Raw genomic sequence first — 23,647 nt, forward strand, 5'->3', positions numbered from 1 at the left:
GCCTCCGAGAAGGCTATGACGAGGACGAGGTTGATGCCTTCCTCGACGAGGTCGAGTCCGAGCTGACCCGCCTGCTCCGTGAGAACGAGGACCTGCGCGCCAAGCTGGCCGCCGCCACGCGAGCCGCGTCATCACCACCCTCGCCGAACCCCGTCATCACCACCCTCGCAGAGCCGTTTCATCGCCACCCTCGCAGAGCCGTTTCACCACCAGCCRCMCCGGCGTTTGAGGKGCGGGGTCCGGGGCGGAGCCCTCGGTTCGGGAAGGGGCGGGGCGGGGAACAAGAAGGGGCCCGGCCGGAAACTGCCACTGCCCGGCCGGGCCCCTCGCGCGCTGCCGGCTACCGCTCCGTCTTGCGCAGGCGGAACGTCAGGGCCAGGCCCTCGTCCTCGAAGGGCTCGCCGTACGCAGAGTCCGCCTCGCCCTCGGCGTAGTCCAGGGCCAGGACCTCGTCCGCGATGAGCGACGCGTGCTCGGTCAGGGCCTCGGCCGTCGCGGGGGACGTGGACGTCCAGCGGACGGCGATACGGTCCGCCACGTCCAGGCCGCTGTTCTTGCGCGCCTCCTGGATCAGGCGGATCGCGTCACGGGCCAGGCCCGCGCGCCGCAGCTCCGGAGTGATCTCCAGGTCCAGGGCGACCGTGGCGCCCGAGTCGGACGCGACCGACCAGCCCTCGCGCGGGGTCTCCGTGATGATGACCTCGTCGGGCGCGAGGGCGATCTGCTCGCCGTCGACCTCGACCGTCGCCGTGCCCTCACGCAGGGCGAGCGACAGTGCCGCCGCGTCCGCGTTCGCGACGGCCTTGGCCACCGCCTGGACCCCCTTGCCGAACCGCTTGCCGAGAGCGCGGAAGTTCGCCTTGGCCGTCGTGTCGACCAGCGAGCCTCCCACCTCGGACAGGGAGGCCAGGGAGGAGACGTTGAGCTCCTCCGTGATCTGGCCGTGGAGCTCGGGGGAGAGGGCCTCGAAGCCCGAGGCCGCGACCAGGGCGCGCGACAGCGGCTGGCGGGTCTTGACGCCCGACTCGGCACGCGTGGCGCGTCCCAGCTCGACCAGGCGGCGGACCAGGGCCATCTGCGCGGACAGGCTCGGGTCGATCGCCGACAGGTCCGCCTTCGGCCACGTGGAGAGGTGGACCGAGGCGGGGGCGTCCGGGGTGACGGGGGTGACGAGGTCCTGCCAGACCCGCTCCGTGATGAACGGGGTCAGCGGGGCCATCAGCCGGGTGACCGTCTCGACGACGTCGTGCAGGGTCCGCAGGGCCGCCTTGTCGCCCTGCCAGAAGCGGCGGCGGGAGCGGCGTACGTACCAGTTGGACAGGTCGTCGACGAACGCGGACAGCAGCTTGCCGGCCCGCTGGGTGTCGTAGCCCTCCAGCGCCTGGGTGACCTGGTCGACCAGGGCGTTCAGCTCGCTCAGCAGCCAGCGGTCCAGGACCGTGCGGTCGGCCGGTGCCGGGTCGGCGGCCGAGGGGGCCCATTGCGACGTGCGGGCGTACAGGGCCTGGAAGGCGACCGTGTTCCAGTACGTGAGGAGCGTCTTGCGGACGACCTCCTGGATCGTGCCGTGGCCGACGCGGCGCGCCGCCCACGGGGAGCCGCCCGCCGCCATGAACCAGCGGACCGCGTCCGCGCCGTGCTGGTCCATCAACGGGACGGGCTCCAGGGTGTTGCCCAGGTGCTTGGACATCTTCCGGCCGTCCTCGGCCAGGATGTGGCCCAGGCACACCACGTTCTCGTACGACGACTTGTCGAAGACCAGCGTGCCGACCGCCATCAGCGTGTAGAACCACCCGCGCGTCTGGTCGATCGCCTCCGAGATGAACTGCGCCGGGTAGCGGCTCTCGAAGATCTCCTTGTTCTTGTGCGGGTAGCCCCACTGCGCGAACGGCATCGAGCCCGAGTCGTACCAGGCGTCGATGACCTCGGGGACGCGGTACGCCTCCAGCTGGCAGCTCTCGTGGGAGCAGGTGAACGTGATCTCGTCGATGAACGGCCTGTGCGGGTCCAGACCGGACAGGTCGGTGCCGGTGAGCTCGGTCAGCTCGGCGCGCGAGCCGACGCAGGTGAGGTGGTCGTCCTCGCAGCGCCAGATCGGCAGCGGCGTGCCCCAGTAGCGGTTGCGGGACAGGGCCCAGTCGACGTTGTTGTTCAGCCAGTCACCGAAGCGGCCGTTCTTGACCGAGTCGGGGAACCAGTTGGTCTTCTCGTTCTCCTCGAGGAGCCGGTCCTTGACCGCGGTCGTGCGGATGTACCAGGACGGCTGCGCGTAGTAGAGCAGCGCGGTGTGGCAGCGCCAGCAGTGCGGGTAGCTGTGCTCGTACGGGACGTGGCGGAAGAGCTTGCCGCGGGCGGCCAGGTCCTCGGTGAGCGTCTCGTCGGCCTTCTTGAAGAAGACGCCGCCGACCAGCGGCACGTCCTCCTCGAAGGTGCCGTCGGGGCGGACCGGGTTGACGACCGGCAGGCCGTAGGCCTTGCAGACCAGGAGGTCGTCGGCGCCGAAGGCGGGCGACTGGTGGACCAGACCCGTACCGTCCTCGGTCGTCACGTACTCGGCGTTGACGAGGTAGTGCGCGGGGGCCGGGAAGTCGATCAGGGCGAACGGGCGCTCGTAGGTCCAGCGCTCCATCTCGCGGCCGGTGAAGGACTGGCCGGTGAGCTCCCAGCCCTCGCCGAGCGCCTTCTCGACGAGCGGCCGGGCCACGACGAGGTTCTCCTCGCCGTTCGTCGCGACGACGTACTCGACCTCGGGGTGCGCGGCGACCGCCGTGTTCGAGACGAGGGTCCAGGGCGTCGTCGTCCAGACCAGGAGGGCCGCCTCGCCGGCCAGCGGGCCGGAGGTCAGCGGGAAGCGTACGAAGACCGAGGGGTCGACGACCGTCTCGTACCCCTGGGCCAGCTCGTGGTCGGAGAGTCCGGTACCGCAGCGCGGGCACCACGGGGCGACGCGGTGGTCCTGGGTGAGCAGGCCCTTGTTGAAGATCTCCTTCAGGGACCACCAGACGGACTCGACGTACTCGGGGTCCATCGTGCGGTACGCGTCGTCGAGGTCGACCCAGTAACCCATCCGGGTCGTGAGCTCGGTGAACGCGTCGGTGTGCCGGGTCACGGACTCACGGCACTTGGCGTTGAACTCGGCGATGCCGTACGCCTCGATGTCCTTCTTGCCGTTGAAGCCGAGCTCCTTCTCGACCGCGAGCTCGACCGGCAGACCGTGACAGTCCCAGCCTGCCTTGCGGCCGACGTGGTAGCCCTGCATGGTGCGGAAGCGCGGGAAGACGTCCTTGAAGACGCGGGCCTCGATGTGGTGGGCGCCCGGCATGCCGTTGGCGGTCGGCGGGCCCTCGTAGAAGACCCACTCGGGGCGGCCCTCGGACTGTTCGAGGCTCTGGCTGAAGACCTTGTTCTCGCGCCAGAAGTCGAGCACGGCGTGCTCCAGCGCGGGCAGGTCGACCTGGGCGGGTACCTGGCGGTACTGCGGCGATGTCATGTGCGGGCTTCCTCCGGCGGACGTTTTCCACTTCCGTCGGAGGGACGAGAACCGATGCCGGATCCCGCGGTACCACCCTCCTTGGCCCCGGACGTGCCGCCCGCGGCCCCCTCATTGGGGTGCGATGCCGGTTCTACCGGCCCGGGGTCCGTGGGCGGTGCCCACGTGTCCCGAGCTTTCTTCCGGCGGCTCCGGGGTGATCTTCACGGCGCGCTCGCCCCCGGGCTTCCACCGTCCCCGGGTCGCTCTGGGCTGCGTACGACGCTACTCGTCCCATCCATGCCTCTCGCTGGGGCCAGTGTACGGGCCGCGGGGGTCGGCGGCCGACCGGATTTCGGGAGCGCTCGGCGTGACCCGAATGGCCAGACCGGGCGCACCGGGTCGCGGCGGTGCCCGCCGGGCGGCCGGAAGGCGGATTACCGGGCGGGGAGCTGGGCACAACGGTTTCAGGCGGGCGGTGATCCGGACACGGGGAGGGGCGATGCGGCGGCGTGCCCCGTTGCCGCGGGGCTGGGGTCGACTTATCGTCCCAGCACGACTCGCGAGCAAGATCACAATGCGTGAAGGGGCCGCGGCCATGGTGGCGAAGAAGACTGCCGAAGACAAGACGGCGTCGGCGAGATCCACGGCCGCGGAAGCCGGGGAGACGGCGGGAGAGACCGGCCGGGAGAGCGCGTCGGACACGGACGCGCTGACCGGGCCGGAGCACACGGCCGCGCAGACCACCGCGGCCGCCACGACCACGAAGAAGGCCGTCAAGAAGGCCGCGAAGAAGGCCGTCAAGACGACGACGGCCAAGAAGGCGACGGCGAAGAAGACCGCGGCGAAGAAGGCCGCAGCGAAGAAGACCGCGGCCGACCAGGCTTCGGACAAGGCCGCCGACGCGGCCACGGGGGCGGCCGAGGCCGCCGAGCAGACGGGAGCCCATACGGTGGTAGCCAAGAAGAGCGCGGCCAGGACCCGGCCGGCCGGCCGGAGCGCCGCACCCGTGCCCCCGGCACGGGTGGCGACGGCCCCGGGAGAGCTGGCCGTACGGCCGGGCGAGGACCCCTGGACGCCGGAGGAGGTCGCGGCCGCGCGCACCGAGCTGACCGGCGAGATCACCCGGCTCCGCAACGAGCTGGAGGCTTCGGGCCTGGCGCTGGCCGGCCTGATGCGGGACTCGGGCGACGGGGCAGGTGACGACGAGGCGGACACCGGCACCAAGAACATCACCCGCGAGCACGAGATGTCGCTGGCCGCCAACGCCCAGGAGATGCTGGAGCAGACCGAAAGGGCACTGGCCCGGCTCGACGCGGGCACGTACGGACTCTGTGAGATCTGCGGCAATCCGATCGGCAAGGCGCGGATGCAGGCGTTCCCCCGGGCCACCCTCTGTGTCGAGGACAAACAGAAGCAGGAGCGACGCGGCTGATTGCCACCCGTGTGTCGTACCCTCGTCCTCAGTCGGGAACTAGGTTGAGGGACTCACGTGGCAGAGGCGGAGCGCATCATCGGTACGCCGGACATCCCTGAGGCTGAGGGACACGAAGGAGCCGAGCCGGAGCAGGCCGACGGGAGCGTGTCCCCGGAGGCCGCGGAGCCGGCCGGACAGGACGCCGCGGACGCCGGCGACGGGGGAGCGACGGTCGACCGGTCGCCGGCCACACGCCGGCGCCGGATCATCCTGCTCTTCTCCGTCGCCGTCCTCGCCTACCTGCTCGACCTGGGCAGCAAGATGCTCGTGGTGGCGAAGCTGGAGCACCAGGAGCCGATCGAGATCTTCGGCGACTGGCTCAGGCTCGACGCGATCCGGAACGCGGGCGCCGCGTTCGGCCTCGGAGAGGCCTTCACGATCATCTTCACCATCATCGCGGCGGCCGTCATCGTGGTGATCGCCCGGATCGCGCGCAAGCTGTACAGCCTGCCGTGGGCGATCGCGCTCGGCCTGCTGCTCGGCGGGGCGCTCGGCAACCTCACCGACCGCATCTTCCGCGCGCCCGGTGTCTTCGAGGGTGCGGTGGTGGACTTCATCGCCCCCGCCCACTTCGCCGTCTTCAACCTGGCGGACTCCGCGATCGTCTGCGGAGGCATCCTGATCGTGCTGCTGTCCTTCAAGGGCCTGGACCCCGACGGCACCGTGCACAAGGACTAGGCCGTGCAAGGCATACTCGACAGGTGAGTACGCAACCCGAGATCCGAACCCTGCCCGTACCCGATGGCCTGGAAGGCGAGCGCGTCGACGCCGCCATCTCCCGGATGTTCGGGTTCTCCCGCACCAAGGCCGCAGAGCTGGCCGCCGCCGGGAAGGTGCAGGTGGACGGTTCGGTGGTCGGGAAGTCCGAACGGGTGCGGGGCGGTGCCTGGCTGGAAGTGGAGATGCCGCAGGCTCCCGCTCCGGTACAGATCGTCGCCGAGCCCGTCGAGGGCATGGAGATCGTCCACGACGACGACGACATCGTCGTGATCATGAAGCCGGTCGGCGTCGCCGCGCACCCGAGCCCCGGCTGGACCGGCACCACCGTCATCGGCGGTCTCGCCGCGGCCGGATACCGGATCTCGACCTCCGGCGCCGCCGAGCGCCAGGGCATCGTGCACCGGCTCGACGTCGGCACCTCCGGCCTGATGGTCGTCGCCAAGTCCGAGCGCGCCTACACCCTGCTGAAGGCCCAGTTCCGCGACCGGGTCGTCGAGAAGAAGTACCACGCGCTGGTCCAGGGCCACCCGGACCCGATGAGCGGCACCATCGACGCCCCCATCGGACGCCACCCCACCCACGACTACAAGTGGGCCGTCGTGGCGGAGGGCAAGCCGTCCGTGACGCACTACGACCTGATCGAGGCGTACCGCGCCGCCAGCCTCCTGGACATCAAGCTGGAGACGGGCCGCACCCACCAGATCCGCGTGCACATGTCCGCCCACCGCCACCCCTGCGTCGGCGACCTGACCTACGGTGCCGACCCGACCATGGCCAAGCGCCTGGGACTGACCCGGCAGTGGCTGCACGCGGTCCGGCTCGGCTTCGAGCACCCCTCGGACGGCAGCTGGGTGGAGTTCTCCAGCAGCTACCCCGACGACCTCCGGCAGGCCCTCGACAGGATCGCGGCCGAGAGCGAATGACCTCCTACACCACCCGCACGGTCACCGCTGAGCAGGACCGTGCCGCCTGCTTCCGGATCCGCAGGGACGTCTTCGTCGGCGAGCAGAACGTGCCCGAGGAGATCGAGTACGACGCCTACGACGCGGACGCGGTGCATGTCATCGCCGTCGCCGCGGACGGTACGGCGCTCGGCACCGGCCGGCTGCTGCACGGCCCGGCCGCGGCGGCGAAGACCGGCGGCGATCCGGCCGTCGGCTCGCTCGGCCGGCTCGCCGTGACCAAGGCGGCGCGCGGTCTCGGCGTCGGCGCGGCACTGGTGCGCGCCATCGAGGACGCCGCCCGCGAACTCGGCCTGACAGCCGTCGATCTGCATGCCCAGACCCATGCGCTCGGCTTCTACGAGCGGCTCGGGTACGCGGCCTACGGCCCCGAGTTCCCGGACGCGGGCATTCCGCACCGGGCGATGCGTCGCACCGTGCACCCGTAGGTCTCCCGTCCGGACCGGGGAGGACCGGGCCGGATCAGGGGGCGTTGTCCGGATTGTGGTGCCTGCGTGGCAGGCTTGCACGGGAGACCGGCCGGTGGACGCGGCCGGTTCGGCGCGCTCCGGAAGGCACCTCGTGGATCAAATGGCCCTGCTGCTCCTGTTGTTGCTCGGAGCCGTGGTCACCGTGCCCCTGGGGGACCGGCTCGGGCTTCCGGCGCCGGTGCTGATGACCCTCATGGGCGTCGTGATGGCCTTCCTCAGCTTCGTACCGAACGTGGACATCCCGCCGGAGATCATTCTTCCCGCGTTGCTGCCGCCCCTGCTCTACGCCTCCGTGCAGCGCACCTCATGGCGGCAGTTCGCCGCCAACAAACGGCCGATCTTCCTGCTGGCCGTCGCCCTGGTCTTCCTCACGACGGCCGTCGTCGCCGCCGTGGCCAACGCGGTCATCCCCGGACTGCCCCTCGCCGCGGCCTTCGCGCTCGGCGCGCTCGTCGCCCCGCCCGACCCGGTCGCGGCCACCGCCGTCGCCGGATCGGTCGGACTGCCCCGCAGACTCATCTCGATCCTGGAGGGCGAGGGGCTGTTCAACGACGTGACCGCGATCGTGCTCTACCACGTGGCGATCGCCGCGGCGGTCAGCGGCACCTTCTCGCTGCCCGAGGCGTTCGGGCTGCTGGTCCTGTCCGCCGTCGTCGCCGTGGCGGTGGGCGTCGCGCTCGGCTGGCTCACCATCAAACTCATGGGCCTGCTCGGCGATGCCACCCTCCAGGTCGGGCTCACGCTGCTGGTGCCGTTCGTCAGCTACGTGCTCGCCGAGGAGCTGATGGGCTCCGGTGTGCTGGCCGTCCTGACCACCGCGCTCTTCCTCGCCGAGCACACCGCCGACGCCGACGACGTCCTCGGCCGGCTCACCGGCCGTACCTTCTGGGAGATCGTCGACACCCTCGTCACCGGTGTCGCCTTCGGGCTGATCGGCCTCGAACTGCACAACGTCTTCGGGACCGCCGACGGGCACCGGCTGGAGATGACCGGCTGGGCACTGGCCGTCGTCGCCGTCGTCGTCGGCGTACGGCTGCTCTATCTGCTCCCCGCGACCTGGCTGGCCAAGCGGCTGCACACCGGCCGCGACGTCAGCGAGGACATCCCCACCAGCTGGCGGGAGACCGTGATCATGTGGTGGGCCGGGATGCGCGGCGTGGCGTCGGTCGCCCTGGCGCTCGCCATCCCGCTGGAGACGGACGACGGGAAGCCGTTCCCGGGCCGCGACGAGATCGTTTTCATCGCCTTCGCCGTGATCATGGTCACCCTCGTCTTCCAGGGCCTCACGCTTCCCTGGCTGGTCCGCCGGCTGGGGGTGCGGGCGGACGTGGACGCCGAGGCCGCACTGGAGCGGGACCTCGCGATCCGTGCCGCCAAGGCGGCCAAGCAGCGGCTCAAGGAGATCCAGGAGGTCGAGGAGTTCCCCGAGGACGTCGTGGAACGCCTCCAGCGCCTGGCCTACGACGTCGGTGCCCGGATCAGCCCCGACATGGTCGACGAGGAGCGCCGCGAGGCGTACGCCCAGCGCGCCGAGCGGTTCAAGGCGGTCAGCCGGATCCAGCGCGAGATGATGTCGGCCGCCCGCCACGCGGTGCTCTCCGCGCGCAGCGAGGCCGGCGCGGATCCCGAGGTGGTCGACCGGGTACTGCGGCAGCTGGACGTACGCAGCCTGCGCTGACCGTCCGCCCCGGCGCCCGGGAGGTCAGCCGCGGCCGGTGCGCGGCGCCCTGCCCCAGCCCGCCGGCTTCTCGTCCGTCTCCCCGCCGGCGGTCGGCCAGGAATCGCCCGGCGGCAGGGCCGCGGGGGCCGTGGCGATCCGCGGCAGCGCGTACGGGTGGTGGTCGCGCAGCCAGCCGATCAGCTGCTCACGGACCGCGCAGCGCACCGTCCAGATGTCGTCCGCGTCCTTCGCCGTGACCACCGCGCGCACCTGGATCGTGGAGGGCGTGGTGTCGGTGACCGCCAGCGACCAGTCCCGGCCGTCCCACGCGGCGCACTCGCCCAGGATGTCCCGCAGCTGCTCCCGCATGGCGGCGACCGGCGCGGAGTGGTCGAGGTGGAAGTAGACCGAGCCGGTCATCTGGATCCCGCCGCGCGACCAGTTCTCGAAGGGCTTGCTGGTGAAGTACGAGACCGGCATCGTGATCCGCCGCTCGTCCCAGGTCCGGACCGCGAGGAAGGTCAGCGTGATCTCCTCGATCGTGCCCCATTCGCCGTCCACCACCACCGTGTCGCCGATCCGCACCATGTCGCCGAAGGCGATCTGCAGGCCCGCGAAGAGATTGCCGAGCGTGGACTGGGCGGCGACACCGGCGACGATGCCGAGGACACCCGCCGAGGCCAGCATCGAGGTGCCGACGGTCTGCATGGCGGGGAACGTCAGGAGCATCGCGGCGACGGCGACCGTCGTCACGATCGCGATGACCACGCGCTGGATCAGCGTCACCTGGGTCCGGACCCGGCGCACCCGCGCCGGATCGCGGGTGTTCGCCGCGTAGCGCGCGTACACCGAGTCCACGACCGCCACGGCGATCCGCACCACCAGCCAGGCCGACGCCCCGATCAGGACCAGCGTCAGCACCTGCCCGATGCCCGTCCGGTGCTCGCGGACCAGGCCGAGCCGGGTGTGCGTGTACGTGGCCCGCAGCAGCGCCGTGCCCAGCGTCAGCTGGAACGGGATCCGGCAGCGCCGCAGCAGCCCCCACAACGGTGTCTCGTGGTGGCGGCCGTCAGCACGCCTGAGCAGCAGGTCGAGCAGCCAGCCCGCCACCAGCGTGATCACGGCGGTGCCGCCGAGGACGATCAGCGGGCGCAGTACGTTCTCCATGCTCTCGCTCTCCATGCTCTCGACTCCGCCCGGACCTTCCTGATGAGCCCGGGCCTTCCCGAATGGCACCATGGGGCTCATGAACATCATGCTTTTCCACTCGACGTACGGTCTGCGCCCCGCGGTGCACGCGGCCGCCGACCGGTTGCGCGCCGCCGGGCATGAGGTGCACGTGCCCGATCTCTTCGCGGGACACACCTTCGAATCCGTCGAGGAGGGGCTCGCCTTCAAGGAGGAGACGGGCAAGGAGGAGCTGCTGAAGCGGGCCGTGCTGGCCGCGGCGCCCTATTCGGACCGCGGGCTGGTCTACGTGGGCTTCTCGCTCGGCGCGTCCGTCGCCCAGACGCTGGCGCTCGGGGACGCGAAGGCGCGCGGGCTGCTGCTGTTCCACGGCACGTCGGACATCGCGGAGAACGCCTCGGTGGACGAGCTGCCCGTTCAGCTGCACGTCGCCGACCCGGACCCGTTCGAGACGCACGACTGGCTGAACTCCTGGTATCTGCAGATGCAGCGGACCGGCGCCGATGTCGAGGTCTACCGGTACCCCGGTGCGGGGCACCTGTTCACCGACGCCGAGCTGCCGGACTTCGACCAGGCGTCGGCCGAGCTGGCGTGGAAGGTCGCGATCGGCTTCCTCGCCACCCTGTGAGTACGCCGAAGGACCCCGCGCGGGTACCGGCGCGGGGTCCTTCGGGCGCGACGGAGCGGGATCAGCCGCGGTACGCGGTCCAGCTGTCGCTCATCCGCTGCACCTGGCCCGCGGTGAACTGGTACATGCAGGAGTCGTAGGTGTAGTCCATGAAGTTGTGGATCGGGTCGACGCCGGTCTTGTTGGTGCAGGTGTCGCGCCCGGTCGGGCACTCGAACGCGGCGCTCTTCTCCGCGGGGGTGTCGGAGACGTAGTCGCCGTTGCCGTTACAGCCGCCCTGGAACGTGTGGTACAGCCCCATCCAGTGGCCGACCTCGTGCGTCGCGGTGTCGCCCTCGTCGTAGTTGGTGGCCGAGCCGCCCGGCAGCGAGGCGTCCAGGATCACCACGCCGTCCATCGACGGGCTGGAGTTGTAGGAGCTCGGGAAGGTCGCCCAGCCGAGCAGGCCGCCGCCGAGGTTGGCGGTGTAGACGTTGAGCGCGTTCTTGCCGCCCTTGCGCAGCGCCGTCTTCATGGCCTTCTCGGCCGAGGAGCCCGAGGAGAGGTTGTACCAGGAGGCGTTGTCCGTGTAGTCGGTGCCCGCCAGGGAGAACTGGAAGCCGGTGGGGGAGTTGCCGGTGCCCTGGCCGCTGTACGCCGCGTTCAGCACGCTCATCTGGCTGCTGATGTCACCCGCGGTGAGTTTGCCCGTGGTGCCGGAGTGGATGACGTGGAAGTAGACGGGGACGGTCGCGCCCGCGGCGAGCGTGGAGCCGGTGAGCCGGCGCTCGGCGACTCTCTGCTTCAGCTGCTTGTCGATGGCCGCGGCCTGGGAGGTGGTGAGCTCGTTGGGGTCCGCGGCGTGCTGCGGGCCCGAGGGGCGGGACTGGCGGGCGGTGGCGGCGGCCGGGGCGTCGGCACAGGCCTCGGCCGAAGCGGCGGCGGTGGCGGTGGCCGTGCCGGATGCGGCGGTGGCGCCGGAGGAGACGGTGAGGGGTGCCAGGGCCAGGGTTCCGGCCAGGACGGCGGTGCCGATCGCACGGTGGCGCATACGCGGGGATATACGGGCAAGAGTGCGCACAGGGTCTCCTAGCGGATGTGTGGGGGAGGGATTTCCTCACCCGCCGCCGGGGAGATTACGTGGGCATGTCATATGTGCGGGAGAATCGATCCGGCCCAATCATTCGGGGTGCGAACCGGTACAACGGGAAGAAAATCTTCTGCCCGCTCCGGAGTTTGGGAGACGGGCGTCATCTACCGGGTCGTCGCGATGGCCGGTGTGTCCGCATTGGATCCGTCCGGAACGCCGCCCGACACGGTGCTGTCATCCGCCGTCAACACGGCCGGCGGTGGCCGGATCCCGTCGGTCGATGTGCTCGGCGCACGCGAACGGGCAGGTGAACCGTGCGGGTTCACCTGCCCGTTCGAGCGGGTCCGGGTGATCAGCCCTTCAGCGCGGCGGTGATCGCGGTGTTGAAGTCCGCCACCGTCATCGGGGCGTTCTTCTCGTCCGATCCGGTCAGCGCCTTGCCATCCATCTTCAGCGTGGGCGTGCCCTGGACACCGCTCTTGTCGAAGGCGGCGGACATCTTCATCGCCCAGGCGTCGTACGTGCCGTCCTTGACGTTCTTCTGGAAGGCGTCGTTGCCCTTCAGCGCGTCGACCGTGTCGGCGACCTTGATCAGGTACGAGTCGTCCTTGAACTTGTCCTCCGTCTCCTGCGGGTGGTACTTCGCGGAGTAGAGGGCGTACTTGTAGTCGAGGAAGGCCTCGGGGCTCACGTTCAGCGCGGCGCCCAGGGCACTCAGCGCGTTCTTCGAGCCCTCGCCGTTGTCGCTGTTGTCGATGAACGTGGCGCCGACGTACTTGACCTTGTACTTGCCGGCGTCGACGTCCTTGTGGACCGTCTCGCCCACCGTCTGCTCGAACGTGGCGCAGATCGGGCAGCGGGAGTCCTCGTACAGCTCCAGCGTCTTCTTGGCGGTCGACTTGCCGACCACCACGGTCGTGCCGTTCTCGCCCGAGGTGTTCTTCGGCGCGGTGACGTTCTTCGCGTCCTTCGCCTCGTCCCAGTGGCCGGGCTTGTTCAGCTGCATCACGCCGTAGGCGCCGCCGCCGATGATCGCCAGGGCGGCGACGACCGAGACGCCGACGACCACCTGCCGGCGGGTCTTGTCCTTCTTGGCCTGGCGCTCGCGCTCCACGCGCAGCCGCTCGCGGGCGGCGGACTTGTTGGCCTGGCTGTTGCGCTTGCTCATGATCGGTTCTCCGTGGGGTGCGTGGTCGTACGTCGTCAGGGACTTGCGTGCTCAGGCGGTGGCGCAGGCCGAGCGCGGCGGTCCCCTCCGTCCCACGGAGTGCACCAGGAGGCGGGCGTGGGCGAGCAGATGCGGGCCGGGACCGGCGGCGGGTACTTCGGCGCGTGCGGAGCGGCGGACCGCCCCCGCCACGGCCACCGCGATCAGCAGCGGCCGGAACGCCAGCAGCGTGAACGCGCCCAGCAGCCCGGCGAGCGCCAGCTCACCGCGGTGCAGCCAGGCGGCGGCGAGCAGCCCGACCGTCACATGCGCGGCCAGCAGCAGCCACGGCACCAGGGGCCCGGGCGAGGCCAGCAGCGCGGCCGCGCCGTGACCGCCGGCCGTCACCGAGGCCAGCGGAGTGCCCACCTCGCCGACACCGCCGAGCCCTGCCGCGCCTCTTCCGACGTCACCGCCGCCGCACAGCACATCGACGCCGACCGATCGCAGCGGTCCGGCGATCGGGCCACCGGCCGCCCCGTAACAGAGGTGCTGGCCGGTGGTGAAGACGGTGTCGGCGGCCAGCTCCAGCGGCACCAGCAGTCCGGCGATGGCCCCGAAGCCGCGCTCCCGGCCGGCCAGCGCGTAGGCCGTCGCGAAGACGGCAGCGGCCAGCACGGCGACGAGGGTCAGCGGCAGCGGGACCCGGGAGAGCAGCACGTGGGAGGCAGCCGAGAGCGTCACGACGAGCGCTGTGAAAAGCGCCGCGCGTACGACTCTGAGCTGCGTCCCGGAGATATCCATCGTCAGGGAGTGTCGCATGCGAACCTGTAAGCCAGCCCTAAAGGGCAGCTGTGCTGTGGGAAGGCTTACAGCCCCGGGATGCGGCCGTTGCGGAAGAGGTCCACGAAGATCTGGTGGTCCGCGCGCGCCCGGGCCCCGTAACTGTGGGCGAAGTCCACCAGCAGGTCCCCGAAGCCCTCCTCGTCCGCCGCGATCGCCGCGTCGATCGCCCGCTCGGTGGAGAACGGCACCAGCGAGTGGCCGCTCTCGTCGTCCGCGGCGGAGTGCATCGTGGCCGTGGCCCGGCCGAGGTCGGCGACGACCGCCGCGATCTCCTCGGGCTCGTCGATGTCGGACCAGTCCAGGTCGACCGCGTACGGCGAGACCTCGGCGACCAGCTGACCGGCCCCGTCCAGCTCGGTCCAGCCCAGCCACGGGTCGGCGTGCGCCTGGAGCGCGCGCTGCGAGATCACCGTGCGGTGCCCCTCGTGCTGGAAGTAGCTCCGCACGGCCGCGTCCGTGATGTGCCGGGAGACGGCGGGCGTCTGGGCCTGCTTGAGGTAGATCACGACATCGTTCTCCAGGGCGTCGCTGTTGCCCTCCAGAAGGATGTTGTACGAGGGCAGCCCGGCCGATCCGATGCCGATCCCGCGCCTGCCGACGACGTCCTTGACGCGGTACGAGTCCGGGCGGGTCAGGCTCGAGTCCGGCAAAGTCTCCAGATAGCCGTCGAACGCGGCGAGGACCTTGTAGCGCGTCGCCGCGTCGAGGTCGATCGAGCCGCCGCCCTCCGCGAACCTGCGCTCGAAGTCACGGATCTCGGTCATCGAGTCCAGCAGCGAGAACCGGGTCAGCGACCGGGCCACCCGCAGGGCGCCCAGCAGCGGCCCCTCGGCGGTGTCCAGCGTGAACGGCGGCACCTCGTCGTTCTTCGCGCCCGTCGCCAGCGCGTGGATCCGCTCGCGGTAGGCCGCCGCGTACACCCGGACGAGCTCGGTGATCTGGTCGTCGCCCAGGGCCTTCGCGTAACCGATCAGGGCGACGGAGGCGGCGAAGCGCTTGAGGTCCCAGGTGAAGGGGCCCACATACGCCTCGTCGAAGTCGTTCACGTTGAAGACCAGGCGCCCGTTGGCGTCCATGTACGTGCCGAAGTTCTCCGCGTGCAGATCGCCGTGGATCCACACCCGGCCGGTGCGCTCGTCGAGATACGGCCCCCCGTGGCGCTCCCGCTCCAGGTCGTCGTAGAAGAGGCACGCTGTGCCCCGGTAGAAGGCGAACGCGGAGCCCGCCATCTTGCGGAACTTCACGCGGAAGGCAGCCGGATCGGCGGCCAGCAGCTCACCGAAGGCGGTGTCGAAGACCTCGAGGATCTGCTCCCCGCGCTGCGCTGCGCCGGTCTGCGGTTCCGACATCTCTGGGTGCCTCCTGGTACCTGGCCTGCATGACGACGTACATGACAAAACGGACGGGTGTCCTCGCCCTTCCAACGCGCGACCGTATCGCGTAGTGCCCGTCGGTTGTCACCTCGGAGAAGTAGACTTCCACGCTGTCCCCCCAGCCGACATCCGCAGTTCCCCCGGAGGCACAGCGCCGTGACCAAGCCGCCTTTCACGCACCTTCACGTCCACACCCAGTACTCGCTGCTGGACGGTGCCGCGCGGCTCAAGGACATGTTCGAGGCATGCAACGACATGGGCATGTCCCATATCGCGATGACCGACCACGGCAACCTGCACGGCGCGTACGACTTCTTCCATTCGGCCGCCAAGGCGAACGTGACCCCGATCATCGGCATCGAGGCGTACGTCGCTCCGGAGTCGCGCAAGCACAAGCGCAAGATCCAGTGGGGGCAGCCGCACCAGAAGCGGGACGACGTCTCCGGTTCGGGTGGTTACACCCACAAGACGATCTGGGCGTCGAACGCCAAGGGGCTGCACAACCTCTTCAAGCTGTCCTCGGACGCCTACGCCGAGGGCTGGCTGCAGAAGTGGCCGCGGATGGACAAGGAGACCATCTCCCAGTGGTCCGAGGGCCTGATCGCGTCCACCGGCTGCCCCTCGGGCGAGGTGCAGACCCGGCTGCGGCTCGGACAGTTCGACGAGGCGGTCCAGGCGGCCTCCGACTACAAGGACATCTTCGGCGAGGGCAAGTACTTCCTGGAGCTGATGGACCACGGCATCGAGATCGAGCGCCGGGTCCGTGACGGGCTCCTCGAAATCGGCAAGAAGCTGAACATCCCGCCGCTCGTGACGAACGACTCGCACTACACCTACGCCAGCGAGGCGACCGCGCACGACGCGCTGCTCTGCATCCAGACCGGCAAGAACCTCTCCGACCCGGACCGCTTCCGCTTCGACGGCACCGGCTACTACCTCAAGACGACGGACGAGATGTACGCCGTCGACTCCTCGGACGCCTGGCAGGAGGGCTGCGCCAACACCCTGCTGGTCGCGCAGCAGATCGACACCACCGGGATGTTCGAGAAGCGCGACCTGATGCCGAAGTTCGACATCCCCGAGGGCTTCACGGAGATCACCTGGTTCCAGGAGGAGGTCCGGGCCGGGATGAACCGCCGCTTCCCGGGCGGGGTCCCCGAGGACCGGCAGAAGCAGGTCGAGTACGAGATGGACATCATCATCCAGATGGGGTTCCCGGGGTACTTCCTGGTCGTCGCCGACTTCATCATGTGGGCCAAGAACAACGGCATCGCGGTCGGCCCCGGCCGAGGCTCCGCCGCCGGTTCGATCGTCTCGTACGCGATGGGCATCACCGACCTCGACCCGATCGAGCACGGACTGATCTTCGAGCGCTTCCTCAACCCCGAGCGCGTCTCCATGCCCGACGTCGACATCGACTTCGACGAGCGCAGGCGCGTCGAGGTGATCAGGTACGTCACCGAGAAGTACGGCGCCGACAAGGTCGCCATGATCGGCACCTACGGCAAGATCAAGGCAAAGAACGCGATCAAGGACTCCGCCCGCGTTCTCGGCTACCCGTACGCGATGGGCGACCGGCTCACCAAGGCCATGCCCGCCGACGTCCTCGGCAAGGGCATCGACCTCAGCGGCATCACCGACCCCAAGCACCCGCGCTACAGCGAGGCGGGCGAGATCCGGGGGATGTACGAGAACGAGCCGGACGTCCAGAAGGTCATCGACACCGCGAAGGGCGTCGAGGGGCTCGTCCGGCAGATGGGCGTCCACGCCGCCGGCGTGATCATGTCCAGCGAGCCCATCGTCGACCACGCCCCGGTCTGGGTCCGGCACACCGACGGCGTCACCATCACGCAGTGGGACTACCCGCAGTGTGAGTCGCTCGGCCTGCTGAAGATGGACTTCCTGGGCCTGCGCAACCTGACGATCATGGACGACGCCATCAAGATGGTGAAGGCCAACAAGGGCATCGACCTGGAGATGCTCGCCCTGCCGCTGGACGACCCCAAGACGTACGAACTGCTCTGCCGCGGTGACACGCTCGGCGTGTTCCAGTTCGACGGCGGTCCCATGCGCTCCCTGCTGCGCCAGATGCAGCCCGACAACTTCGAGGACATCTCCGCCGTCTCGGCCCTGTACCGGCCGGGCCCGATGGGCATGAACTCGCACACGAACTACGCCGAGCGCAAGAACGGCCGCCAGGAGATCACCCCGATCCACCCGGAGCTGGAGGAGCCGCTCAAGGAGGTCCTCGGCCTCACCTACGGCCTGATCGTGTACCAGGAGCAGGTCCAGAAGGCCGCCCAGATCGTCGCCGGGTACTCGCTCGGCGAGGCCGACATCCTGCGCCGCGTGATGGGCAAGAAGAAGGCCGACGAGCTGGCGAAGAACTTCGTCCTGTTCGAGGCGGGCGCCAAGAAGAACGGCTTCTCCGACGCCGCGATCAAGGCGCTGTGGGACGTGCTGGTCCCCTTCGCCGGATACGCCTTCAACAAGGCGCACTCCTCGGCGTACGGCCTGGTCACCTACTGGACCGGATACCTCAAGGCGAACTACCCCGCCGAGTACATGGCGGCGCTGCTCACCTCGGTCAAGGACGACAAGGACAAGTCGGCGGTCTACCTCAACGAGTGCCGCCGCATGGGCATCAAGGTGCTCCCGCCGAACGTCAACGAGTCGGAGTCGAACTTCGCCGCACAGGGTGACGACGTCATCCTCTTCGGGCTGACGGCCATCCGGAACGTCGGCCAGAACGTCGTCGACTCGATCATCCGGTGCCGCAAGGCGAAGGGGAAGTACAGCAGCTTCCCCGACTTCCTCGACAAGGTCGAGGCGGTCGTCTGCAACAAGCGGACCGTGGAGTCGCTCATCAAGGCCGGCGCCTTCGACGAGATGGGCCACACCCGCAAGGGCCTCGTCGCCCACCACGAACCCATGATCGACAACGTGGTGCAGGTCAAGCGCAAGGAGGCCGAGGGGCAGTTCGACCTCTTCGGCGGCGGTGAGGAGGACAGCGACGAGCCGGGCTTCGGTCTCGACGTGGAGTTCTCCGACATCGAGTGGGAGAAGTCCTACCTGCTGGCCCAGGAGCGCGAGATGCTCGGGCTCTACGTCTCCGACCACCCGCTCTTCGGCATCGAGCACGTGCTGAGCGACAAGTCCGACGCGGCGATCTCGCAGCTCACCGGCGGCGAGCACAGCGACGGCGCGATCGTCACCATCGGCGGCATCATCTCCGGCCTCCAGCGCAAGATGACCAAGCAGGGCAACGCCTGGGCCATCGCCACGGTCGAGGACCTGGCCGGTTCGATCGAGTGCATGTTCTTCCCGGCCACGTACCAGCTGGTCTCCACCCAGCTCGTCGAGGACACCGTCGTCTTCGTCAAGGGGCGCCTCGACAAGCGCGAGGACGTGCCCCGGCTGGTCGCCATGGAGATGCAGGTCCCCGACATCTCGAACGCGGGCACCAACGCCCCCGTGGTGCTGACCATCCCCACCGTCAAGATCACCCCGCCCATGGTCAGCCGGCTCGGCGAGGTGCTCAACAGCCACCGGGGCGACACCGAGGTACGGATCAGGCTCCAGGGCCCCCGCAAGACCACGGTCCTCCGCCTCGACCGGCACCGGGTGAAGGCCGACCCGGCGCTCTTCGGCGACCTGAAGGTACTGCTCGGCCCGTCCTGCCTGGCCGGCTGAGCGATCGTCCGTACACGCACGGGAGGGGCGCCCCGCGACAGCGGGTGCGCCCCTCCCGGCTACCGGCCTGTGGCCGTACCGGAGAAGTCCGGTCAGTTGTGGCCGAAGCGCCGCTGATGCTTACGCGCAACATCGGCAGGGCTGCCCTGGGACTGTGCCTGGGGCTGGTTCTGCGACTCGAAAGCCGTGGAACGCGCCTCCTGCGCACCGCGCTCCGACTCGGAGGCGCGATCCTGCTGGCTGCCCTGCTTGCGGTTCTTGTTCTTGGCCATGGTGTTCCTCCTATAAGGACTCTCGGGGCCAGGACCGCTGTCAGATTCACATAATCGGATAAACCCCGCATGTTGGATCATTACCGTGCGTAGTGAGGGGGTATGATGCGCGGTTTTCCGGATCCGCCACGCCGATGATCGAGTTCCGGCCGTCAACCTTCGCGCGGTCGGGCAGACTCGAAGGAAACCCTGAGTAAGCGGATCCGCGCCTTCGGCCAAGACCGGACCCGCTGGACCCGTTCCCGAATTCCTGGAAGAGGGTGGAACGCGTGGACCGTTGCGTCGTCCTGGTGGACGCCGGCTACTTGCTGGGCGCAGCCGCGAGTCTGCTGGCCGGAGAGCCCGCCCGTTCCCGCATCACCGTCGACCACGCGGCCCTGATCCAGGGCCTGCGGGACCGGGCCGAAGCCGATACGGAACAGCCCCTGCTGCGGATCTACTGGTTCGACGGCGCCCCCGACCGCGTACCGCAGCCCGAACACCGCAGACTGCGCGTCATGCCGCGGGTCACGGTCCGGCTGGGCGCCCTGACGCGCAGTGACGGCCGGTGGGCGCAGAAGGGCGTCGACGCGGCGATGCACGCCGAACTCACCGAACTCGCCAGGAACCGGGCCTGCTCGGACGTCGTCCTGGTGACCGGTGACGGGGACCTGCTGCCCGGCCTGATGTCCGCCAAGGAGCACGGCGTCGCCGTCCACCTCTGGGCCGTCCAGGCCGCCGACGGCGACTACAACCAGTCGGAGGACCTGGTCGCCGAGGCCGACGAGCGGCGCGTGCTGGACCGTGCCTGGATCACCCGGGCCGTACAGGCCAAGGAGACCGGCGGCGCCTGCGCCCCGCCGCCCGCCCCGCGCAATCCCGAGATCGCCGCGATCCTCTCCGCGCCCCTGCCCGAAGCGGCCCTCGCGGCCTCCGCCGAGCGGGCCTCCCAGGCCCAGGCCGAAGCCGCCGCCCACAACGGAACGGACGTGCCGCCCGAGGAGAACACCGGCCACGGCGGGCACGGCCACGGCGGACGGGGCGTGCCCACCCCGAAGGACCTCGCCGGCACCCTGCGCGGCCCCGCCGACCGCCAGCAGCCCGCCCCGCCGGCCGCCAACGCGACCCTGCGCTGGTCCTCCGACCGCGGCTGGGTGGAGCGCGGCGGCCCCCTCGGTGAACCGCCCGAGACCGCGTCCCTGCCGACGCTCGCGCAGCTCACCAGCGCCGAGCAGCGCTGGGCGGACCGCGAGGAGGACATCACCACGGTCGGCGGCGACCCCTTCGAAGTGGGCCAGGTCTTCGCCCGGCGCTGGATGGAACGCCTGCCGGAGACCGTCCACCTGCAGAAGCTGTCCACCATGTACCCCCGCATCCCGCACCGCATCGACGGCGAGCTCCTGCGGTACGCCGCCCGCTTCGGGCTGCTCGCCCACAAGGACGACCAGATCGACGAGCACGACCGGTACGCGATCCGGGCGGGATTCTGGCGCGAGATCGACGTACGGGCCGCGGCCGAGCATCCCCCGGCGGGCGAGAAGCACCCCACGCCGGCTTCGGCTGCCGTGAAACCCGGGAACGCGGCGTCGTCCGGGGACTGAGCCCGCATCGGTACCCGAGGCGCTCAACCCGGTCGCTGTTCGCGGCGTTGATGTCCGATCGGTGCGGCCCCGGGCGTAATGCGGGTGCCCGGACCCCGTACCCTCGTACCTCGTGAGTACGGGCACAGCACAGGCGCAGTCGGCGAACGGCACCGTGTGCGCGGTGCGTGATCTGGTCAAGACCTACCCCGCGGCCCGGGGCCGGCGCGGCACCCCCGCCACACCCGAGGTCCGTGCCACCGACGGCATCAGCCTGGACATCCGCCGCGGCGAGATCTTCGGCCTGCTCGGCCCCAACGGTGCCGGCAAATCCACCCTCGTACGCCAGCTCACCGGACTGATGCGGCCCGACTCGGGCAGCGTCGACATGCTGGGCCACGACCTCGTCCGCCACCCGGAACGGGCCTCCCGGCTGATCGGCTACCTCGGACAGGAGTCGACCGCGCTCGACGAGCTGACCGTCGGGCTCGCCGCCGAGACCACCGGACGGCTGCGCGGCCTGCCGGTGGGCGAGGCCCGTGCCGAACGCGACGCGGTGCTCGGCGAGCTCGGCCTCGGCGAACTCGCCGGCCGCCCGCTGAAGAAGCTCTCCGGCGGTCAGCGACGGCTCGCCTGTGTCGCGGCCGCGCTGATCGGGGAGCGTCCGGTACTCATCCTCGACGAGCCGACGACCGGCATGGACCCCGTCGCCCGGCGCGCCGTCTGGGCCGCCGTCGACCGGCGCCGTGCCGAACGCGGTGCGACGGTGCTGCTGGTCACCCACAACGTCATCGAGGCCGAGACCGTCCTCGACCGCGTCGCCGTCATGGAACGCGGCAAGGTCATCGCCTGCGACACCCCGGCCGGGCTCAAGGAACGGGTCGCGGGCGAGGTCCGGGTGGAACTGGTGTGGCGCGAGCGGGCACCGCTGGACGTGCCCGAGGTCGCCGCCCTCCGGGCGTCCGCGCAGGAGTCCGGGCGCCGCTGGGTGCTGCGGCTCGGGCCCGACGAGGCGCGCGCGGCGGTCGCAGCCGTGACCGGTGGTGCGGCCTTCGCCGCACTCGACGACTTCACCCTCGCGACGCCCAGCCTGGAGGACGTCTATCTGGCGCTCGGCGGGGACGCGGCCAAGGGACTGGTGAAGGCATGACGCGATGCCGGATCAGCGCGGTGGCCACAGTGGCCGAAACGGACCGGCGCGGGTGCGCGGCCGGGCAGGGACCGAACAGGAGCAGCGCCAGGTGACGAGCATCGTTCCTGCGGAAGCGGTGGCCGGACGTGCGCCGGGTCGCCCGTCCGGTCCGGCCGGTGACGACGGCGCACCGGGCTCCTCGCCCGCGCCGCTGGCGCCGCGCGCCCGGCTCTTTCCCTCGCTCGCCGCGGTCTACCGGGCCCAGCTGTCCCGGGCCCGGGTCGCCCGCATTCCGCTGCTCTTCGTGGCGACCTTCCAGTCCGTCGGGATCATGGTCCTGATGCGCGGGGTCGTGGACGGCGGCTCCGAGGCCCGCGCCGTCGTGGCCGGTTCCAGTGTGCTGGTGGTCGCCTTCGTCGCGCTGAACCTGCTGGCCCAGTACTTCGGGCAGCTGCGGGCCGGCGGCGGACTCGACCACTACGCCACCCTGCCGGTGCCGCCCGCCGCGGTGGTGCTCGGCGCGGCCGGGGCGTACGCCTCCTTCACCGTGCCCGGCACGATCGTGACGGCCGTGACCGGCAGCGTGCTGTTCGGGCTGCCGATGACCCACCTGTGGGTGCTCGTCGCCGTCATCCCGCTCTCCGGGGCGGCCCTCGCCGGGCTCGGTGCCGCCCTCGGGCTGCTCGCGCCGCGGCAGGAGCTCGCGACGCTGCTGGGACAGCTCGGCATGTCCGCGGCGCTGCTGCTGGGCGTGCTGCCCGCGGCCCGGCTGCCGGAGCCGATCGGCTGGGCGCGCGACCTGCTGCCCTCCACGTACGGGGTCGAGGCGCTCTCCCGGTCCTTCGACGCCCACCCCGACTGGGCCGTCGTCGCCCTCGACCTCGCCGTCTGCGCCGTCGTGGGCGTCCTCTCGCTCGCCGTGGCGACCTGGGCCTACCGCAGGGCAGCGGTCCGGTGAGGCGCGCCACAGGGACGCCTGGCACGATGGCACGGTGACAGCACCTCTGACGCCGCCGCACCAGCCCTCGCCCCACGACCCGTGGCAGAAGCCGCCGGAAGGGGGCGGTTCCGGCGGCTCCCACCTCGGAAGCCTGTTGCGGTCGCCGGAGGAGGGGGAACTCCGTACGGAACTGCGCCGGGCGGCGCTGGTCGCCGTCGCCGTGACGGTCGCCGGACTCGCGCTCGGGCTGCTCTGGCTGTGGCTCGCGCCGCGCGTTCCGCTGGTCTCCGACGACACGGCCGTCTTCCTCAGCGACAGCGAGGGCGAGGAGGCGATCGGCGCCGACGGCACGTTCGCACTGCTCGCGCTGGCCTTCGGAGCGGTGTCGGCGGGGCTGGCCTTCTGGTTCCACCGGAAGGGCGGGATCGCCCTCGTGGTGGCGCTCGCGGTGGGCGGCGTACTCGGCTCGCTCGTGGCGTGGCAGCTCGGTACCCGGCTGGGACCGACCGACGACGTGGTCGCGCACGCGCGTGAGGTCGGCAAGGGCGTGATCTTCGACGCGCCGCTGGAGCTGCACGCGAAGGGGGCGTTGCTGGCGTGGTCGCTGGCGGCGATGGCCGTGCATCTGGGGTTGACGGCGGTGTTCGGGCCTCGGGATCCGGAGCCGGAGTGGGGGGTGTACGGGGGGGTGTCCGGGCCTGCGCCCGCGCCCTCGTCCTCGCCCGAGGAAGGGCCGCCGCAGCCCGGTCCGTCGGCGTGAGCGGGGCCGCYGCGCGGGGGTGTTCCCCTACCCGCCCCTTCCCKTRACCGGGGCTCCGCCCCGGACCCCGGTCCTCAAACGCCGGACGGGCTGGAGTTTGCCCACGGCCCTGGAATTTGCCCACGGCCCTGGAAATCGCCCCGGCCCCTGGAATTCGCCCCGGTCCTGGATGTCGCCCGCACATCCAGCCCGTCCGGCGTTTGAGGACGGAACGGGTGCGGTGGGGGCCGGTCCCTCCCGGAACGGAACGGGTGCGGTGGGGGCCGGTCCCTCCCGGAGGGG

The 23,647-nt window shown here is 70.6% G+C and carries 18 protein-coding genes and 1 pseudogene; 12 read left to right on the forward strand and 7 right to left on the reverse strand.

Going from position 1 to position 23,647, the window contains the following annotated elements; genetic code table 11:
• Positions 1-131: pseudogene (locus EAO72_RS14780) on the forward strand (DivIVA domain-containing protein); the annotation flags it as partial.
• Positions 132-340: 209 nt separating this feature from the next.
• On the opposite strand, the gene ileS reads toward EAO72_RS14780, so the two are convergent.
• The gene (gene ileS / locus EAO72_RS14785; protein ID WP_148017747.1) at positions 341-3,490 is read right to left on the reverse strand and encodes an isoleucine--tRNA ligase; all 3,150 of its coding nucleotides are present in this window, start codon (positions 3,488-3,490) and stop codon (positions 341-343) included.
• 577 nt (positions 3,491-4,067) lie between these two features.
• Between ileS and EAO72_RS14790 the strand changes: the two genes are divergently transcribed.
• The 5 genes from EAO72_RS14790 (at position 4,068) to EAO72_RS14810 (ending at position 8,776) form a co-directional block, all read left to right on the forward strand.
• Positions 4,068-4,904 (forward strand): TraR/DksA family transcriptional regulator, encoded by an 837-nt coding sequence (locus EAO72_RS14790; protein WP_187285052.1) that lies wholly within the window; start codon positions 4,068-4,070, stop codon positions 4,902-4,904.
• Positions 4,905-4,961: 57 nt separating this feature from the next.
• Complete coding sequence (lspA, locus tag EAO72_RS14795) at positions 4,962-5,624, forward strand: signal peptidase II (RefSeq protein ID WP_148017748.1); 663 nt, start codon at positions 4,962-4,964, stop codon at positions 5,622-5,624.
• 23 nt (positions 5,625-5,647) lie between these two features.
• The gene (locus tag EAO72_RS14800) at positions 5,648-6,589 is read left to right on the forward strand and encodes an RluA family pseudouridine synthase (RefSeq protein ID WP_148017749.1); all 942 of its coding nucleotides are present in this window, start codon (positions 5,648-5,650) and stop codon (positions 6,587-6,589) included.
• Positions 6,586-7,056 (forward strand): GNAT family N-acetyltransferase, encoded by a 471-nt coding sequence (locus tag EAO72_RS14805; protein WP_148017750.1) that lies wholly within the window; start codon positions 6,586-6,588, stop codon positions 7,054-7,056. The genes EAO72_RS14800 and EAO72_RS14805 overlap by 4 nt, the downstream gene beginning before the upstream one ends.
• Before the next feature lie 133 nt (positions 7,057-7,189).
• On the forward strand, positions 7,190-8,776 hold the full coding sequence (locus EAO72_RS14810; RefSeq protein ID WP_148017751.1) for a Na+/H+ antiporter: 1,587 nt from the start codon (positions 7,190-7,192) through the stop codon (positions 8,774-8,776).
• Between the two features lie 24 nt (positions 8,777-8,800).
• Here the strand turns inward: EAO72_RS14810 and EAO72_RS14815 are convergent, their stop codons facing one another.
• The gene (locus tag EAO72_RS14815) at positions 8,801-9,925 is read right to left on the reverse strand and encodes a mechanosensitive ion channel family protein (RefSeq protein WP_148017847.1); all 1,125 of its coding nucleotides are present in this window, start codon (positions 9,923-9,925) and stop codon (positions 8,801-8,803) included.
• Positions 9,926-9,995: 70 nt separating this feature from the next.
• Between EAO72_RS14815 and EAO72_RS14820 the strand changes: the two genes are divergently transcribed.
• The gene (locus tag EAO72_RS14820) at positions 9,996-10,574 is read left to right on the forward strand and encodes a dienelactone hydrolase family protein (RefSeq protein ID WP_148017752.1); all 579 of its coding nucleotides are present in this window, start codon (positions 9,996-9,998) and stop codon (positions 10,572-10,574) included.
• A gap of 61 nt (positions 10,575-10,635) precedes the next feature.
• On the opposite strand, the gene EAO72_RS14825 is transcribed toward EAO72_RS14820, so the two are convergent.
• The 4 genes from EAO72_RS14825 to EAO72_RS14840 all read right to left on the reverse strand — a co-directional run bounded on the left by EAO72_RS14825 (position 10,636) and on the right by EAO72_RS14840 (position 14,985).
• Positions 10,636-11,604 carry a zinc metalloprotease gene (locus tag EAO72_RS14825; RefSeq protein WP_148017753.1) on the reverse strand — a complete coding sequence of 323 codons (969 nt, stop codon included), beginning with the start codon at positions 11,602-11,604 and terminating at the stop codon, positions 10,636-10,638.
• A gap of 391 nt (positions 11,605-11,995) precedes the next feature.
• Entirely contained in the window at positions 11,996-12,811 is an 816-nt protein-coding gene (locus tag EAO72_RS14830) for a DsbA family protein (RefSeq protein ID WP_148017754.1), read from the reverse strand.
• A 51-nt stretch (positions 12,812-12,862) separates the two neighbouring features.
• Positions 12,863-13,594 carry a hypothetical protein gene (locus EAO72_RS14835; protein WP_187285053.1) on the reverse strand — a complete coding sequence of 244 codons (732 nt, stop codon included), beginning with the start codon at positions 13,592-13,594 and terminating at the stop codon, positions 12,863-12,865.
• A 65-nt stretch (positions 13,595-13,659) separates the two neighbouring features.
• The gene (locus tag EAO72_RS14840; RefSeq protein ID WP_148017756.1) at positions 13,660-14,985 is read right to left on the reverse strand and encodes a DUF2252 domain-containing protein; all 1,326 of its coding nucleotides are present in this window, start codon (positions 14,983-14,985) and stop codon (positions 13,660-13,662) included.
• Between the two features lie 180 nt (positions 14,986-15,165).
• Here EAO72_RS14840 and dnaE point away from each other — a divergent pair, with 180 nt between their 5' ends.
• Positions 15,166-18,702, forward strand: a complete 3,537-nt coding sequence (dnaE, locus tag EAO72_RS14845) for a DNA polymerase III subunit alpha (RefSeq protein ID WP_148017757.1) — start codon at positions 15,166-15,168, stop codon at positions 18,700-18,702.
• Between the two features lie 92 nt (positions 18,703-18,794).
• On the opposite strand, the gene EAO72_RS14850 is transcribed toward dnaE, so the two are convergent.
• On the reverse strand, positions 18,795-18,974 hold the full coding sequence (locus EAO72_RS14850; RefSeq protein WP_148017758.1) for a hypothetical protein: 180 nt from the start codon (positions 18,972-18,974) through the stop codon (positions 18,795-18,797).
• A gap of 260 nt (positions 18,975-19,234) precedes the next feature.
• Here EAO72_RS14850 and EAO72_RS14855 point away from each other — a divergent pair, with 260 nt between their 5' ends.
• The 4 genes from EAO72_RS14855 to EAO72_RS14870 all read left to right on the forward strand — a co-directional run bounded on the left by EAO72_RS14855 (position 19,235) and on the right by EAO72_RS14870 (position 23,365).
• Positions 19,235-20,554, forward strand: coding sequence for an NYN domain-containing protein (locus EAO72_RS14855; protein WP_148017759.1), 1,320 nt, complete (start codon positions 19,235-19,237; stop codon positions 20,552-20,554).
• A gap of 154 nt (positions 20,555-20,708) precedes the next feature.
• Positions 20,709-21,683: an ABC transporter ATP-binding protein gene (locus tag EAO72_RS14860; RefSeq protein WP_148017848.1), complete on the forward strand. Its 975-nt coding sequence runs from the start codon at positions 20,709-20,711 to the stop codon at positions 21,681-21,683.
• 91 nt (positions 21,684-21,774) lie between these two features.
• Complete coding sequence (locus EAO72_RS14865) at positions 21,775-22,623, forward strand: ABC transporter permease (RefSeq protein ID WP_148017760.1); 849 nt, start codon at positions 21,775-21,777, stop codon at positions 22,621-22,623.
• Positions 22,624-22,657: 34 nt separating this feature from the next.
• Positions 22,658-23,365: an ABC transporter permease gene (locus tag EAO72_RS14870; RefSeq protein ID WP_148017761.1), complete on the forward strand. Its 708-nt coding sequence runs from the start codon at positions 22,658-22,660 to the stop codon at positions 23,363-23,365.
• The last annotated feature ends 282 nt before the right edge of the window (positions 23,366-23,647 follow it).

This window comes from Streptomyces sp. OR43 (assembly GCF_008042275.1).
Taxonomy (GTDB): Bacteria; Actinomycetota; Actinomycetes; order Streptomycetales; family Streptomycetaceae; genus Streptomyces.

Excerpts from the sequence above, each read along its gene's own strand:
- EAO72_RS14835 (WP_187285053.1), bottom strand. The coding sequence starts at position 13,594 with ATGGATATCTCCGGGACGCAGCTCAGAGTCGTACGCGCGGCGCTTTTC.
- ileS (WP_148017747.1), bottom strand. The coding sequence starts at position 3,490 with ATGACATCGCCGCAGTACCGCCAGGTACCCGCCCAGGTCGACCTGCCC.
- EAO72_RS14820 (WP_148017752.1), top strand. The coding sequence starts at position 9,996 with ATGGGGCTCATGAACATCATGCTTTTCCACTCGACGTACGGTCTGCGC.
- EAO72_RS14815 (WP_148017847.1), bottom strand. The coding sequence starts at position 9,925 with ATGGAGAACGTACTGCGCCCGCTGATCGTCCTCGGCGGCACCGCCGTG.
- EAO72_RS14805 (WP_148017750.1), top strand. The coding sequence starts at position 6,586 with ATGACCTCCTACACCACCCGCACGGTCACCGCTGAGCAGGACCGTGCC.
- EAO72_RS14840 (WP_148017756.1), bottom strand. The coding sequence starts at position 14,985 with ATGTCGGAACCGCAGACCGGCGCAGCGCAGCGCGGGGAGCAGATCCTC.
- EAO72_RS14830 (WP_148017754.1), bottom strand. The coding sequence starts at position 12,811 with ATGAGCAAGCGCAACAGCCAGGCCAACAAGTCCGCCGCCCGCGAGCGG.
- EAO72_RS14790 (WP_187285052.1), top strand. The coding sequence starts at position 4,068 with ATGGTGGCGAAGAAGACTGCCGAAGACAAGACGGCGTCGGCGAGATCC.
- EAO72_RS14850 (WP_148017758.1), bottom strand. The coding sequence starts at position 18,974 with ATGGCCAAGAACAAGAACCGCAAGCAGGGCAGCCAGCAGGATCGCGCC.
- EAO72_RS14825 (WP_148017753.1), bottom strand. The coding sequence starts at position 11,604 with ATGCGCCACCGTGCGATCGGCACCGCCGTCCTGGCCGGAACCCTGGCC.